Here is a 13660-nt window from a genome sequence, read left to right as displayed (position 1 = left end):
GACGGGAATTGTCAGACAGGCCCTAGCGGGACCGGGCGAGTCGTCGGCGACTCACAGGGACCCGCACCTTGTCACCCGCCTGCCGGGGGCCGACCATCGGTCCATGACGGATGGTCAGGTGCCGAAGTCGGTGCTCGCGCGCGGTGCGGCGCTGCTGCGCGCCTGCGGCGAGTCGGAGGGCTCGCAGAGCCTGGCCGACCTGTCGCTGCGCACGGGTCTCGCCAAACCGACCGCACACCGGATGCTGGCCGAACTGGTCCGGCTCGGACTCGTGGAACGTGCCCCGGACGGTTGCTACCGCATCGGGCTGGCACTCTTCGTCCTCGGCCAGTCGGCGCCCTCCGCGCGTGAACTGCGGGACGTGGCCCTGCCGTTCCTCGGCGACCTGTACGAGGCGACGGGTGAGAACGTGCACCTGGCGGTCCCCGACGGACCCGACACGCTCTTCCTGGAGAAGCTCACCGGCCGCCGCGCCACCCCGATCGTCTCGCGCACCGGCGGCCGGCTGCCCGCCCACTGCACCGCCACGGGCAAGGTCTTCCTGGCCCACGACCCCCGGCCGCCCGGCCCGTCCCTGGCGCGTCTCACGCCCCGCTCCCTGGTCCTGCCGGGCCAGCTCGCCCGCGACCTCGCCCGCACCCGCGCCCGTGGCTTCGGGGTCAACCTGGAGGAGGCCGAGGTCGGCGTGTCGGCCGTGGCGGCCCCGGTCTACGCCCGGGACCCCCGCCCCGTCGCCGCGCTCTCCGTGACCGGTGGCACCCGCCGCCTCGACGTGGACCGCGTCGGCGCCCGGGTGTGCGCGGCGGCCCGCGCCCTGACCAGAAGGCTGTCCGCCTGACGGCGGGGCCGGGTGGTCCCCACGGGGGTCAACTCGGCTGACCCCCGTGCCCGTTGCTCCGCACGTCCGCCCCGGACTGCATCGCCGCCGCCAGCTCGTGCTCCGTGAGCCGCCCGCCGCTGACCTCCGCGGTGATCCGCCCCCGTACGAAGACCAGGACGCGGTCGCAGACCTCCGTCAGTTCGGCCAGGTCGGTCGACGCGACCAGGACGGCCGCACCGCCCGCCGCCAACTCCGCGACGATCGCGTGCATTTCGGCCCGCACCCCCACGTCGACCCCGCGCGTGGGATCGTCGAGGACGACGATACGAGGGTCGGTGGCCAGCCATTTGGCGAAGACGACCTTCTGCTGGTTGCCGCCCGACAACCGGGCCACCACGTCGTGCGGGCCGCCCCGCAGACGTAACCGCCCGGTCAAGTCGTTCGTCCGGCGCACGAGGTCGGCGCGGGACGGCATCACACCGCCCCGGCCGAGCGCCAGCCAGCTCACCGACGTGGTGTTCTCCCACACCGTACGGTCGGTCATCAGCCCGAACCGCTTCCGGTCGCTCGGCACGAACGCCACCCCCGCCCGGATCGCGTCGCGCAAGGAGCGCGGAAGCCCCCGGTCGCCGACGCCGACCCGGCCCGCCGAGACGGACGTACGCCCGCACACCACCGCCAACGCGTCCAGATGGCCCGCCCCTTGCAGTCCCGCCACGCCCACCACCTCGCCCGCGCGCACGGTGAACGTGACGTCCGTCAGCCGCCCCGGTACGCACACCTCGGAGAGCACGACCAGCGGCGACTCGTCGACCGGGGCGCGCTCGCGGCGTACCGGAGGCGGTGGCGCGGCCCCCAGCATCGCCTTCACCAGGTCCGGTACGCCGATCTCCTCGCCCCGCACACCGGCCAGGGTGACCCGGCCGTCCCGCAGCACCGTCACGCGGTGGGCGAAGCGCATCACCTCCTCCAGGAAGTGGGTGACGTACAGGATCGCGATGCCCCGCTCCGTGAGGGTGCGCAGGACCTGTTCGAGGCGGTCCACGGCGGCGGCGGGCAGCGCGGAGGTGGGCTCGTCGAGGACCAGGACACGCGGCCGGCGCAGCAGCGCGCGGGCGATCTCCGTCAACTGCTGGTCGGCGAGCGGCAGTTCGCCGAGCAGCGCGCCGGGGTCGACGTCGAGTCCCAGTTCGGCGAGGACCGGCCGGGCCGCACGGTCCATGGCGCTCCGGTCGAGGAGTCCGAAGCGGCGCGGCGGGCGGTGCGGGAACAGGTTCTCCCGGACCGTCAGATCGGGAAAGAGGCTCAACTCCTGCGACACGACGGCGATTCCGCCCTCCCGCACCCGGTCGGCGAGCCGTACCGCCCCCTCGTCCGGTGCCAGGGTCCCCGACAGGATCCGTACGAGGGTCGACTTGCCCGCGCCGTTCTCCCCGACCAGCGCGTGCACCTCGCTGCCCCGCAGCCGGATGTCCGCCCCGTCCAGGGCCTTCACCCCGCCGTACGACTTGACGAGCGACCGCGCGTCCAGCATGTCCTCGCGGTTCATCTCAGCGCGCGTCCTTCAACGGCTTGAGCTGTGCCTCCTGGTCGCGGAGCAGCTTGTCGATCACCGGCTCGTACCAGTCGTACGCGGCCTTCGGTGACTTCTGCCGCGCGGTGACCTCGGCGATGTTGGAGGAGTCCACGACGCCGCCGGGGGACAGGAACCAGCCGTCGGGCAGCTTCCCGTCCTTCTCGCGCACCGACTCGATCAGGATCGCCGTGGAGAGATAGCCCTTGAGGAAGTGCTGCGGGTCGATGGTGACGAAGTTCGAGCCGTCCTCGACCGCGTCGAGGGTCTTGGGGTCGACGTCGAAACCGGCCGTCAGCCACTTCCCGCCCTTCTCCTTCTTGATCTTCGCGAGGTTGTAGCTGTCGGCGTCCCCGACACCGAGGAAGGCGAGCGCCTTGGGATGCGCGGCGACCTGCGAGGCCCACGAACTGTGGTTCTGGCCCGGATCGCTGTACGTCTGGAAGGGGCCGAGCACCTTCACGCCAGGCGCCTCCTTCTCGAACGTGTCGGCGATGCCCTTGGCCCGGTTGTCGAGCACGGGCGTCCCCGGATTGGGCACCCCGACGACGATCTCGCCCTTCGGGTCGTCACCCAGCCGCTTCAGTGCCTCCTGGGCCATCAGCTCGCCGAGCGCGTAGTTGTCGTTGCCGACATAGAACGTGATCTTGCTGCCCTCGGTGGGGGAGGTGTCCAGGGCGACGAGCGGAATGCCCTGGTCGACGGCGCGGGCGGCCGGCCGGGTGAAGATCGGCGGGTCCAGGTTCTCCAGGACGATGCCGTCCTTCGCGACGGCGGTGAGGTTCTGGAAGAGCTGGACCTCGGCCGGACCGTCCGTGTTGGGCGGCCCGACGGCCTTGAAGTTCACATGTCCCGCGTGGTCGGCGGCGCTCTCCGCGCCGAGCACCATCTCGTGCGCGAAGTTGAGACTGATGTTGGCCACCGCGATACCCATGTCGAGCTTCCCGCCGCCCCCGCCTCCGGAGTCGTCGTCGTTGCCGCATCCGGTGGCACAGAGGAGCACCAGCGCGCCGAGGGCGCCGGACAGGGTACGGAATCGGGCGTGCATCAGGGCCTCCAGGTGCGGTGACGTCACTGTCTGCGGTTTCCTCGGCGGCGTCCTCCGCGGCGCAGGACGCTGTCCGCCGCGACCGCGACGAGGATCACCGCGCCGGTCGCGAACGACGTCCAGTTGATGGGTACCTCGAAGAACACGAGGCCGGACGCGACGACGGACAGGATCAGCGCGCCGGCCACCGCCCCGACGACCGAGCCGCGTCCGCCCGCCAGCGGTGTGCCGCCGATGATGCACGCGGCGATGGCCTGCAGCTCGTACCCCTGGCCCAGCGTCGGGTCCCCGGCGCCGTAGTACGCGAGCGCGAGCACCGACGCGCAGGCCGTGGTGGACCCGGACAGCGCGAGAGCCCGAACGCGCGTACGCACGACGGGGATTCCGCTGAACGAGGCCGCGTCGGGATTGGACCCGATGGCCCGCACCCGCGACCCGAAACGAGTACGGGCCAGCACCACGGTCAGCACCGCTGTCACCGCGAGCAGCACCCACAGCGCGAACGGCACGCCGCCCAGGTCGCCGCCCGCGAGCGTGAAGAACGAGTCGTCCAGCGGCAGATCGGTGATCTGCTTGCCGTCGGCGAGCGCGAGCCCGATGCCCCGGAACAGCATCAGGGTGCCGAGCGTGACGATGAACGAGGGCAGCGCGAGCAGGGTGGTGACCAGCGCGTTGAAGACGCCCAGCGCGGTGCCGGTGAGCAGCATCACCGGCACCGCCAGCCAGGGCTCGACCCCTTCGCGCACCAGCAGGGCACCGACGACCAGGCACATCGCGTAACTGCCGCCGACCGACAGGTCGACCTCGCGCATGGCGAGCGCGAAGACCATGCCGCACGCCATCAGCGAGATGTAGACGGAGTTGTGCGCGGTGGTGAGCAGGTTGTCGCTGTCGAGGAAGCCGGGGTACGGGATGCCGATGCCGGCGATCAGAAGGGCGAGGACGACCAGGACGCCGAGTTCGTCGGGCAGCCACCGGGGCGACAGCCGCGCCGCCCACGAGCGGGCCGGCGGCAGCCCGAACCGCCGTGAGCCTGCGCCCTGTGCGCGGGCGCGCCCGGCGTCCTCCACGGCACGGTCGGTCTCGGTCATCGGGCACGGCTCCGGAACGCTGGCGGCTGGGTCCGCCCGCAGCGTCGGTCCGCGGGGCGTATGCGGCAACACGGCCGTTCCGGCGAATGGAACAGCCGGAACAGCCCCCGCGCCCGCCGCCGTCCCCCGGACCGGCCGCCCGGCCGTTCCACCGACCGGAAACGCACCCTTGCCGCCCGCCTGACGGGTCATGACACTCACCGCATGGAGACGCGTACCGCCCTGGTGACCGGCGCGGCACAGGGCCTCGGGCAGGAGTTCGCCGTCGCACTCGCGGGACGCGGCTACCGGGTCGCGGGGCTCGACCTCGTTCCGCAGCGGGAGACGGCCGACCGCATTCTCGACTATGTGGAACTGGTCGCCGACGTCACGGACGAGACGCAGATCGGCGCGGCCCTGGAGCAGGTGCTGGAACAGTTCGGCACCCTGCACGTCCTGGTCAACAACGCGGGGGTCTACCCCGAGTCGGACTTCGCGGACATCACGCCCGAGGAGTGGCGGCGGGTGATGCGCGTCAACCTGGAGGCGCCGTTCCTGATGACCCGCGCCGTACTGCCGTACCTGAAGGCGGCGGGCTGGGGGCGCATCGTGAACATCGCCTCGGCCGCCGTGCTCACCGCGCCGCCCACGATGGTCGCGTACACCGCCTCCAAGGCCGGACTGATCGGGTTCACGCGTGCGCTCGCCTCGGCGCTCGGGCCGTACGACATCACCGTCAACGCGATCGCGCCGAGCATGGTCCGTACGGAGACCGCCGAGCGGACGGTCGGCGCGGACGGCGGCTTCGAGCACGTCCGCGCCCAACAGGCCGTCCCCAGAACCCAGGAGCCGCCCGACCTCGTCTCGACCCTCCTGTACGTGGTCGACGAGGGCAGCGGCTTCCTGACCGGCCAGACCCTCAACGTGGCGGGCGGTTCGGCCTACTTGTGAAGTCTCAGGAATTCCTGAGCCACTCCCGGACCTCCTCGTTCAGCGACCGCTGAAAGGTCGTCAGCAGGGCCTGCACGACCAGCGGTTGCATGTGCGCCGACAGATCCCGCACGGCCTCGACGGACTCGTGCTCGGACACCTCGTTGCGGAAGAGCACGGAGAGCTCGTGGGCGGCGGCGCGCGTGTGCTTCACCATGACGTTGCGCGCGGCGAGGATCGACTCGTGCGCCATCGGTACGTCGAGCAGCTGGACGCCGAGCCGCAGCAGCCCGAGATCCACCCGGTACGTGTCCGGGCCCGCGGTCTCCCTCAGGACACCCATCGCGGCGAGCCGGTCCAGGTCCTCCTGCCCGAGCGGGCGGCCCGCCCGGCGCTCCAGCTCCGCCCGGCTCATCTCCTCCGCCGCGTCGGGCGCCCAGGAGGCCACCACGGCCCGGTGGATGGCCAGGTCCTGGGCGCTGAGCCCGTCCGGCAACTGCTGCAGATAGCGCTCGATCCCGGCCAGCGTCATCCCCTGCTGCTGCAGCTCCTCGATCAGCGCGAGCCGCGCCAGATGCTCCTGGCCGTAGTGCCCCACGCGCCGCGGCCCGATCACGGGCGGCGGCAACAGCCCCTTGGTGCTGTAGAAACGCACCGTCCGCACTGTCACACCCGCCCGCGCGGCCAGCTCGTCGACGGTGAGCGTCGGCTCCCCGATGTCCGTAGCCATGCCTGCTCCTTCACGTACGACGCCCGCCACCGGACGCGGTGAAACAGTATTGCTGTCTCACCTGAGTGGTGAAAGAGAGCCCGGGCCCGGCCGAATGGTGAGTTCCGGTCAACAGTGGCGCAGATGTACGTTGCTGCGCACGCATGATCGGGTAAGTCATGGCCATGGTCCCCGTGGCGTTGCCGCTGTTCGTCGTCGCCGTTCTGTTCTACCGCCGGGTACTGCCCCGCATACGACAGGCGGGCGACGCGGGCACCGAGATACGCGACGAGTCGGACGACGAGGCCCCGGTCGCCCCGGAGGGTGACGCCGCGGCACTCGCGGCCACCCGTGCCGAGGGTCACCGCGCGCGCGACGCCATCCTGGCCGAGGGCCGCGCCCGCCGGGCGGCCCACTGCGCCGCCGCCGAGACCCAGCTCCGCATAGCCGTCTCGGAACTGGCCTCGAACCTCGCGGCGGACACCCCGTCCAAGAAAAGACGGACCCCGTAAGGGGCGCGGGGAACTGCGCGGCCAGCCACGTCCGGCCCGCACGGTCCCACCGGGACGAGCCCCCTCCCGGACGCCGTCCTCAGTGATCGTGGACGGAATTCGTCGCGGCGATCTTCTTCCACGACTTCGGCCGCACGGGAGCCGACCCCGAAACCCCCCGTGCCCCCGGCGCGATGGAAGCGGCCCGCGCAGCGGGCACCCCCGGCTTGGACGCCTGGTACAGCCACGTGTCGAACAGCCCCGCGAGCGGCCGCCCCGACACCGACTCGGCGTACGCCACGAAGTCACCGACGGTCGCGTTGCCGTACGCGTGCCGCTGCGGCCAGCCCTTCAGGACGGCGAAGAACGCCTCGTCCCCGACCTCGTTCCGCAGTGCCTGCAAGGCCAGCGCCCCGCGGTCGTACACGGCGATGTGGAACTGGTTCTCCGGCCCCGGGTCCCCGGGCCTGACGGTCCAGAACGGGTCCTCCGCGGGCCGTGACGCGTACACGTAGTCCGCGATCTCCTGCGCCGTCCCCTCGCCCTCGTGCTCCGACCACAGCCACTGCGCGTACCGCGCGAAGCCCTCGTTGATCCAGATGTCCTTCCATCCGGCGACGGACACGGAGTCGCCGTACCACTGGTGGGCCAGCTCATGGACGACCACGGACACGTTCGTCCCGCTCGCGAACTGCCGCGGGCTGTAGAACGGCCGGGTCTGCGTCTCCAGCGCGTACCCGGTGTTCGTGTTGGGGACGTATCCGCCCAGAGCGTTGAACGGGTACGGGCCGAAGTACTCGGCCAGCCAGTCCGCGACCTCCCCGGTCCGCTCGATGCTCGCCCGCGCGGCCCCGTAGTTGTCGCCCAGGTCCTTGCTGTAGGCGTTGACGATGGGGATGCCGCTCTCCGACGTCCCCGTGGTGACGTCGAACTTGCCGACGGCCAGCGTCGCCAGATACGTGGCCTGCGGCTTGTTGGACCGCCAGCTGTAGCGCGTCCAGCCCGCCCGCGAACTCGTCGACTGCAGCGTGCCGTTGGAGATCGCCTGGGACCCGTCCGGCACGGCCACCGACACGTCGTACGTGGCCTTGTCCAGCGGATGGTCGTTGCTGGGGAACCACCACCAGGCCGCCTCGGGCTCGTTCGCACCGACCCCGCCGTCCGGGGTGCGGTGCCAGCTCGTGAACCCGTACGCCGTCTTCGTGGACGGCACCCCGCTGTAGCGCACCACGACCGTGACGGCCGTACCGGCGGGCAGCGGGTTCTTCGGCGTGACCTCCAGCTCGTGCTCGCCCGAGGTCGTGAACGACGCCTTGGCGCCGTTGACCCGCACCTCGCTCACATCGAGCAGGAAGTCCAGATTCAGGCGGGAGAGATCCTGGGTGGTCCTCGCCAGCAGGGTCGCCGTGCCCTCCAGCCGGTCTGTCGCCGGCTGGTACGTCAGCCGCAGGTCGTAGTGGGACACGTCGTAACCGCCGTTGCCGTACGCCGGGTAGTAGGGGTCGCCGATGCCCGGCGCCCCGGGCGACCAGCTCGCGGCGGACGCCGGGATCGCCAGCAGGAGGGAGGCCGCGAGCGCGCCCGGGGCGATGAGTCTGCGATGCACGTGGGGCTCCAAGTCGTGGGGTCATGAAGTCTGTCCGGAGCCTATTCACGCGCTGTGGGCCCATCCCTGTCCATGGCCGCTCCTGTCACACGATCGCCATTCGGCCGCCACATGTGCCGCCAACACACGAGTTCCGGCCTGACGCACACTTCAAGCCACACCCGAAGAGCAGGCCGACACCCCAATCGGCCCCCTTTTGCGCAGGAGTTGACCGGAGTACCTTCCGCGCATGCGGACACCTGCGCGCTACATGCGCCTCATCACCTGGAGATCGCTCGCGACGGCGGCCACCGCCGCCCTGATGGCCACGTTCCTCACCCCGGCCGTCGCCCACAGCGCTCCGCGGGAGAGCACTCCCGTGTACTCGTACGACAACGCCGTCCGTGAGTCCGTCTGGGTGGACACCGGACTCGACGGCGACAGCGACGGGCGGACCGACCGCGTCGCCGTCGACATCGTCCGCCCGAGCGAGCCCGCCCAGCAGGGCCGCAAGGTACCCGTGATCATGGACGCCAGCCCGTACTACTCCTGCTGCGGCCGGGGCAACGAGAGCCAGCGCAAGACGTACGACGCGGACGGAAACGTCGTCCAGATGCCGCTGTACTACGACAACTACTTCGTGCCCCGCGGCTACGCCTTCGTCGCCGTCGACCTCGCCGGCACCAACCGCTCCGACGGCTGCGTGGACGTCGGAGGCCGCTCCGACGTCCAGTCCGCGAAGGCCGTCGTCGACTGGCTGAACGGTCGCGGCAAGGGCTACACCTCCCGTACGGGGAACACGAAGGCCAAGGCCGGCTGGACCAACGGCAGAACCGGCATGATCGGCAAGAGCTACGACGGCACCATCGCCAACGGAGTCGCCGCCACTGACGTGGAGGGCCTGGAGACGATCGTCCCGATCGCCGCCATCTCCTCCTGGTACGACTACTACTTCGCCAAGGGCGCCCCCCTCTACGACTCCGGCCCCGAATGGCTGTCGGACTACGTCGAGAGCCCCGACGCCCGCGCCAGGTGCGCCGCGGTCCAGCAGAAGATCGTGGACGGCGCCCCGCGCACCGGCGACTGGACGACGTTCTGGACCGAGCGCGACTACGTGAAGGACGTCCGCAAGGTCGACGCCAGCGTGTTCGTCATCCACGGCATGCAGGACCTCAACGTCCGCCCGAAGCACTTCGGCCAGTGGTGGGACGGCCTCGCGAAGAACGGCGTCGACCGCAAGATCTGGCTGTCCCAGACCGGCCACGTCGACCCCTTCGACTTCCGCCGCGCGGCCTGGGCCGACACCCTGCACCGCTGGTTCGACCACGAACTCCTCGGCTACGACAACGGTATCGACGACGAGCCGATGGCCGACATCGAGCGCGCACCCGACCAGTGGGCCACCTCGGCCGTCTGGCCGCCGCGCGGCACCGACACCGTGAAGCTGCGCCCGGCCAGGGGCGAGCAGGCGGGCGTCGGCACCCTCGGACTGCGTACCGGAAAGGGCACCGAGACCTTCACCGACGACCCGGGCCAGGACGAGACCGACTGGGCCGCCGAGATCGACCGGTCCACGTCCGCCAAGGCCGGCTTCACCACCCAGCCGCTCACCCGTGACGTCCGCCTCTCCGGCTCCTCCAAGGTCACCGTCACCGCCACGCCCACCACGACGAGCGCCCATCTGTCCGCAGTCCTCGTCGACCTCGGCCCCGACACGATCCGTGACTACTCCGCCGCGGGCGAGGGCATCACGACGCTCACCGAGCGCACCTGCTGGGGGCCGAGCACCACGGGTGACAGCTCCTGCTTCAAGGAGACCGCGGCCAGGACGGCCGACGTCGAGTACACGGTGTTCAGCCGCGGCTGGGCCGACCTCGGCAACCACTCGTCCGCCACGAAGGGCGAGCCGCTCACCCCGGGCAAGGCGTACACCATCACCCTCGACCTGCACGCGAGCGACCACGTCGTCCCGAAGGGCCACCGGCTCGCGCTGATCGTCGCCGGTACCGACCAGGGCCTCATCGACCCGCCGTCGACCACCCCGACGCTCACGCTCGACCTGTCCCGTACGTCGGCCGCCGTGCCGCTCGTCGGAGGGACGGCCGCCTTCGCCCGCGCCACCTCGGGATCCTCGTACATCACGCCCGGCGCGCTCCTCGACGGGGTCGGCGAGCCCCGCGCCACCCACCGCGTCCCCGGAGACGTTCCCGGAGACGTCGCCGGAACCCTTCTCGGAGGCAGCGACCGATGACACCCCGTAGGACCGCGGCCCTGGCCCTGACCGCGGTGGCGCTCACCGCACCCCTCCTCACCGCGCCCGCCCACGCGGCGCAGGGCCCGCCCCGCACCGGATTCGAGCAGACCGCCGGAGCACGCTGGACCACCCAGCCCGAGGAGCAGACCTTCCTCACCGCCGTCGACCGGGCGAGCGAGCGGGTCTCGCTCAGCCGGATCGGCACGACGAAACAGAACCGGCCCGTCCAGCTCGTACGCGTCGGGAACCCGCACGCCGCCACCACCGTGCTGCTCGTCTGCAGCCAGCACGGCGACGAACCGTCGGGCCGCGAGGCCTGCCTCACCACCGTCCGCGATCTCGCGTACGCGAAGGACACGAGCACCCGGCGATTCCTCGACCGCACCACCCTGCTCGTCGTGCCCACCGCCAACCCGGACGGCCGGGCCGCCGACACCCGCGGCAACAGCGACGGCGTCGACATCAACCGCGACCACCTCGCCCTGCAGACGGCCGAGGCGCGCGCGACGGCCGCCGTCGTCCGCGACCGGCGGCCGGACGTGGTCTACGACCTGCACGAGTACGGAGCCACACCGCCCTACTACGACAAGGACCTCTTCGACCTCTGGCCGCGCAACCTCAACACCGACCCGGCCGTCCACGACGAGGCACAGACCCTCTCGCAGACGTACGTACGGCCCGCCGCGCAGAGCGCCGGCCACTCGATCGGGACGTACGGCATCTGGACCGACCCGGTGACCGGCGACCCGATCCGGCAGGTGGCCGGTGACGGGCAGGAGCGGATCCTGCGGAACATGTCCGGCGTCAAGCACGGCGTCGGACTGCTCATCGAAAGCCGCGTCGACCCTCTCACGGAGGCCGAGAAGGCCGACGGGGCACTCAACAACCGCCGCCGCGTCCACTCCCAACTCGCAGCGCTGGGAGGCCTGTTCGACTTCACCGACGAACGGCGCGACCGGATCGGGGCGGCCACGTCGGCGGCCCGGCTGGCCGGCTACCGGGACACCGGACCGGTGTACACGTCAGGCGCCGACAACGACCCGGCCGAACCGTCCGAGACCATCGCGGACCCGCCCTGCGCCTACCGGCTGACGGCGGACCAGTACGCGGAGGTCAAGGACGAACTGGCCCTGCACGGCGTCACGGCGCGACGGGACTCCGACGGCGCCGGAGCCCGCGTACCACTGCGCCAGTCCCTGCGCGCCCTCGTCCCGTTGCTGCTCGACGAGCGTGCGCCGTACCACCTGACGGTTGCGGAACCCGACACCCGCTGCTGAGGCGGTTGGGATCGGCGGCACCTGTGGTAGGTCGTAGGCACAACGATCAGGAATGTGTGCCGAACGCTTTCCGGGGAAGGTGCCGCCGATGACCGAAGATCTGAAGGACAGGGGAGGCCGGAAGGATCCGGCGGCAGTCCCCGGCGGCCCCGACGCCCCGGCGGACCTGGAATCGCGCCCCCGCACGGACTGGGTGGTGTTCGGCGTCACGGCCGCGCTCACCGTGGCGTTCGTGATCTGGGGAGCGACGGCCACCGACTCCCTGGAGGACGCCTCCACCACCATGCTCAACGGCCTGATCCACAACGGCGGCTGGGCGTTCATGCTCGCAGCCTCGTGTTTCGTGGTCTTCGCGCTGTGGCTCGCGATCAGCCGCTACGGGAGGATCCACCTGGGTGCGGAGGGCGAGGAGCCCGAGTTCCGCACCGTCTCCTGGGTGGCGATGATGTTCAGCGCCGGCATGGGCATCGGCCTGATGTTCTACGGCGTGAGCGAGCCGCTCTCGCACTACACGACACCCCCGCCGGGCACCACCCCCGCCGACTCCGCGGAACGCATGGAGACGGCGATGGCCACCACCCTCTTCCACTGGACCCTGCACCCGTGGGCGATCTACGCGGTGGTCGGCCTCGCCATCGCCTACAGCACCTACCGCAAACGCCGGCGCCAGACCATCAGCGCCGTCTTCACCCCGCTCATCGGCGAGAAGCACGCGAACGGCTCGGCCGGCCGGGCGATCGACATCCTCGCCATCATCGCCACCGTCTTCGGATCGGCGGCCTCACTGGGCCTCGGCGCCCTCCAGATCGGCTCCGGCTTCACCGAGCTGGACTGGATGGACAAGGTGAGCAACGGACTGCTCGTCTCGATCATCGCCGTACTGACCGTGGCGTTCGTCGCCTCCGCCGTCTCCGGTGTGGAGAAGGGCATCCAGTGGCTGTCCAACACCAACATGGTGCTGGCCCTGGTGCTCGCGGTCTTCGTGTTCGTCGCGGGCCCCACGATCATCGTGCTCGACCTGCTGCCCACCTCGATCTTCTCCTACCTCGGTGACCTGCCCCAGCTCGCCGGCCGCACCGAGGCCAGCGGCGGCAAGGGCGTCGCCGACTGGCTCGGCAGCTGGACCGTCTTCTACTGGGCGTGGTGGATCTCCTGGACGCCCTTCGTCGGCATGTTCATCGCCCGCATCAGCCGTGGCCGCACCATCCGCCAGTTCGTCGGCGGCGTCATCCTCGTGCCCAGCACGGTCAGCCTGGTCTGGTTCGCGATCTTCGGCGGTTCGGCGATGAAGCTGAAGGAGGGCGGCGCGCTCGCCGGCAAGACGACCCCCGAGGGCCAGCTCTTCGGTGTGCTGCAGGAGTTCCCCATCGCGACGGCCACCAGCCTGCTCGTGATGATCCTCGTCGGCATCTTCTTCGTCTCGGGCGCCGACGCCGCGTCCATCGTCATGGGCACGCTCTCCCAGAAGGGCGCCCTCGAACCAGGCCGGTTCGTCGTGGTGTTCTGGGGTGTGGTGACCGGGGCGGTGGCCGCGATCATGCTGCTCGTCGGCAGTGGCGACGGGGACGCGCTGACCGGCCTGCAGAACCTGACGATCCTGGCCGCCGCGCCCTTCGTCCTCGTGATGATCGGGATGTGCATCGCCCTCATGCGGGATCTGCGGCGGGATCCGGTGATCGTCCGCAACGAGATGGGGTCCGAGGCGGTCGAACTGGCCGTGATCGAGGGCCACAAGAAGTACGACGGCGACTTCGAGATCCGGGTCGGCCCGGGTGCCGGCACGGAAACGGAGGGCGACCCGCTGGGCCACGATCACACGTAGCCCCTGCGGGGGCCGTGTGTCGGCCGCGGGTCCGTCGTGGCCGAGGCTGCGCAGTTCCCCGCGCCCCCAGGTGTCTGGGGG

The 13660-nt window shown here is 71.1% G+C and carries 11 protein-coding genes; 6 read left to right on the top strand and 5 right to left on the bottom strand.

Annotated elements, in window-relative coordinates:
• Positions 1 to 103: 103 nt before the first annotated feature.
• Positions 104 to 838, top strand: a complete 735-nt coding sequence (locus ACFWGJ_RS33065) for an IclR family transcriptional regulator (RefSeq protein WP_387332023.1) — start codon at positions 104 to 106, stop codon at positions 836 to 838.
• Between the two features lie 28 nt (positions 839 to 866).
• Here the strand turns inward: ACFWGJ_RS33065 and ACFWGJ_RS33060 are convergent, their stop codons facing one another.
• The 3 genes from ACFWGJ_RS33060 to ACFWGJ_RS33050 are packed head-to-tail and all read right to left on the bottom strand — an operon-like array spanning position 867 to position 4532.
• A complete protein-coding gene (locus ACFWGJ_RS33060; RefSeq protein WP_387332021.1) occupies positions 867 to 2369 on the bottom strand; it encodes a sugar ABC transporter ATP-binding protein in 1503 nt (500 codons plus the stop codon).
• Between the two features lies 1 nt (position 2370).
• Positions 2371 to 3468: a sugar ABC transporter substrate-binding protein gene (locus ACFWGJ_RS33055; protein ID WP_387332019.1), complete on the bottom strand. Its 1098-nt coding sequence runs from the start codon at positions 3466 to 3468 to the stop codon at positions 2371 to 2373.
• The gene (locus ACFWGJ_RS33050) at positions 3465 to 4532 is read right to left on the bottom strand and encodes an ABC transporter permease (RefSeq protein ID WP_387332017.1); all 1068 of its coding nucleotides are present in this window, start codon (positions 4530 to 4532) and stop codon (positions 3465 to 3467) included. Before ACFWGJ_RS33050 ends, ACFWGJ_RS33055 begins: the two co-directional genes overlap by 4 nt.
• Before the next feature lie 204 nt (positions 4533 to 4736).
• Between ACFWGJ_RS33050 and ACFWGJ_RS33045 the strand changes: the two genes are divergently transcribed.
• A complete protein-coding gene (locus ACFWGJ_RS33045; protein WP_387332015.1) occupies positions 4737 to 5462 on the top strand; it encodes an SDR family NAD(P)-dependent oxidoreductase in 726 nt (241 codons plus the stop codon).
• A gap of 4 nt (positions 5463 to 5466) precedes the next feature.
• Here ACFWGJ_RS33045 and ACFWGJ_RS33040 read toward each other — a convergent pair whose 3' ends face one another.
• Positions 5467 to 6171 carry a MerR family transcriptional regulator gene (locus ACFWGJ_RS33040; protein ID WP_387332013.1) on the bottom strand — a complete coding sequence of 235 codons (705 nt, stop codon included), beginning with the start codon at positions 6169 to 6171 and terminating at the stop codon, positions 5467 to 5469.
• A 158-nt stretch (positions 6172 to 6329) separates the two neighbouring features.
• On the opposite strand from ACFWGJ_RS33040, the gene ACFWGJ_RS33035 reads away from it, so the two are divergent.
• Positions 6330 to 6662: a hypothetical protein gene (locus ACFWGJ_RS33035; protein ID WP_387332011.1), complete on the top strand. Its 333-nt coding sequence runs from the start codon at positions 6330 to 6332 to the stop codon at positions 6660 to 6662.
• A 79-nt stretch (positions 6663 to 6741) separates the two neighbouring features.
• Here ACFWGJ_RS33035 and ACFWGJ_RS33030 read toward each other — a convergent pair whose 3' ends face one another.
• Entirely contained in the window at positions 6742 to 8247 is a 1506-nt protein-coding gene (locus ACFWGJ_RS33030) for a M1 family metallopeptidase (protein ID WP_387332009.1), read from the bottom strand.
• Positions 8248 to 8476: 229 nt separating this feature from the next.
• Between ACFWGJ_RS33030 and ACFWGJ_RS33025 the strand changes: the two genes are divergently transcribed.
• From ACFWGJ_RS33025 to ACFWGJ_RS33015, 3 genes are all read left to right on the top strand, one after another.
• On the top strand, positions 8477 to 10477 hold the full coding sequence (locus ACFWGJ_RS33025) for a Xaa-Pro dipeptidyl-peptidase (protein ID WP_387332007.1): 2001 nt from the start codon (positions 8477 to 8479) through the stop codon (positions 10475 to 10477).
• Complete coding sequence (locus ACFWGJ_RS33020; RefSeq protein ID WP_387332005.1) at positions 10474 to 11757, top strand: M14 family metallocarboxypeptidase; 1284 nt, start codon at positions 10474 to 10476, stop codon at positions 11755 to 11757. Before ACFWGJ_RS33025 ends, ACFWGJ_RS33020 begins: the two co-directional genes overlap by 4 nt.
• Before the next feature lie 88 nt (positions 11758 to 11845).
• Entirely contained in the window at positions 11846 to 13579 is a 1734-nt protein-coding gene (locus tag ACFWGJ_RS33015) for a BCCT family transporter (protein WP_387332003.1), read from the top strand.
• Positions 13580 to 13660 lie beyond the last annotated feature (81 nt).

It is taken from the genome of Streptomyces sp. NPDC060205, assembly GCF_042728395.1.
In the GTDB taxonomy this organism is placed as follows: Bacteria; Actinomycetota; Actinomycetes; order Streptomycetales; family Streptomycetaceae; genus Streptomyces.
This window is presented reverse-complemented; position numbering and strand designations above follow the sequence as displayed.

Coding starts and splice junctions, on each gene's coding strand:
- ACFWGJ_RS33040 (WP_387332013.1), bottom strand. CDS start 6,171: ATGGCTACGGACATCGGGGAGCCGACGCTCACCGTCGACGAGCTGGCC.
- ACFWGJ_RS33025 (WP_387332007.1), top strand. CDS start 8,477: ATGCGGACACCTGCGCGCTACATGCGCCTCATCACCTGGAGATCGCTC.
- ACFWGJ_RS33060 (WP_387332021.1), bottom strand. CDS start 2,369: ATGAACCGCGAGGACATGCTGGACGCGCGGTCGCTCGTCAAGTCGTAC.
- ACFWGJ_RS33065 (WP_387332023.1), top strand. CDS start 104: ATGACGGATGGTCAGGTGCCGAAGTCGGTGCTCGCGCGCGGTGCGGCG.
- ACFWGJ_RS33035 (WP_387332011.1), top strand. CDS start 6,330: ATGGCCATGGTCCCCGTGGCGTTGCCGCTGTTCGTCGTCGCCGTTCTG.
- ACFWGJ_RS33050 (WP_387332017.1), bottom strand. CDS start 4,532: ATGACCGAGACCGACCGTGCCGTGGAGGACGCCGGGCGCGCCCGCGCA.
- ACFWGJ_RS33020 (WP_387332005.1), top strand. CDS start 10,474: ATGACACCCCGTAGGACCGCGGCCCTGGCCCTGACCGCGGTGGCGCTC.
- ACFWGJ_RS33015 (WP_387332003.1), top strand. CDS start 11,846: ATGACCGAAGATCTGAAGGACAGGGGAGGCCGGAAGGATCCGGCGGCA.
- ACFWGJ_RS33045 (WP_387332015.1), top strand. CDS start 4,737: ATGGAGACGCGTACCGCCCTGGTGACCGGCGCGGCACAGGGCCTCGGG.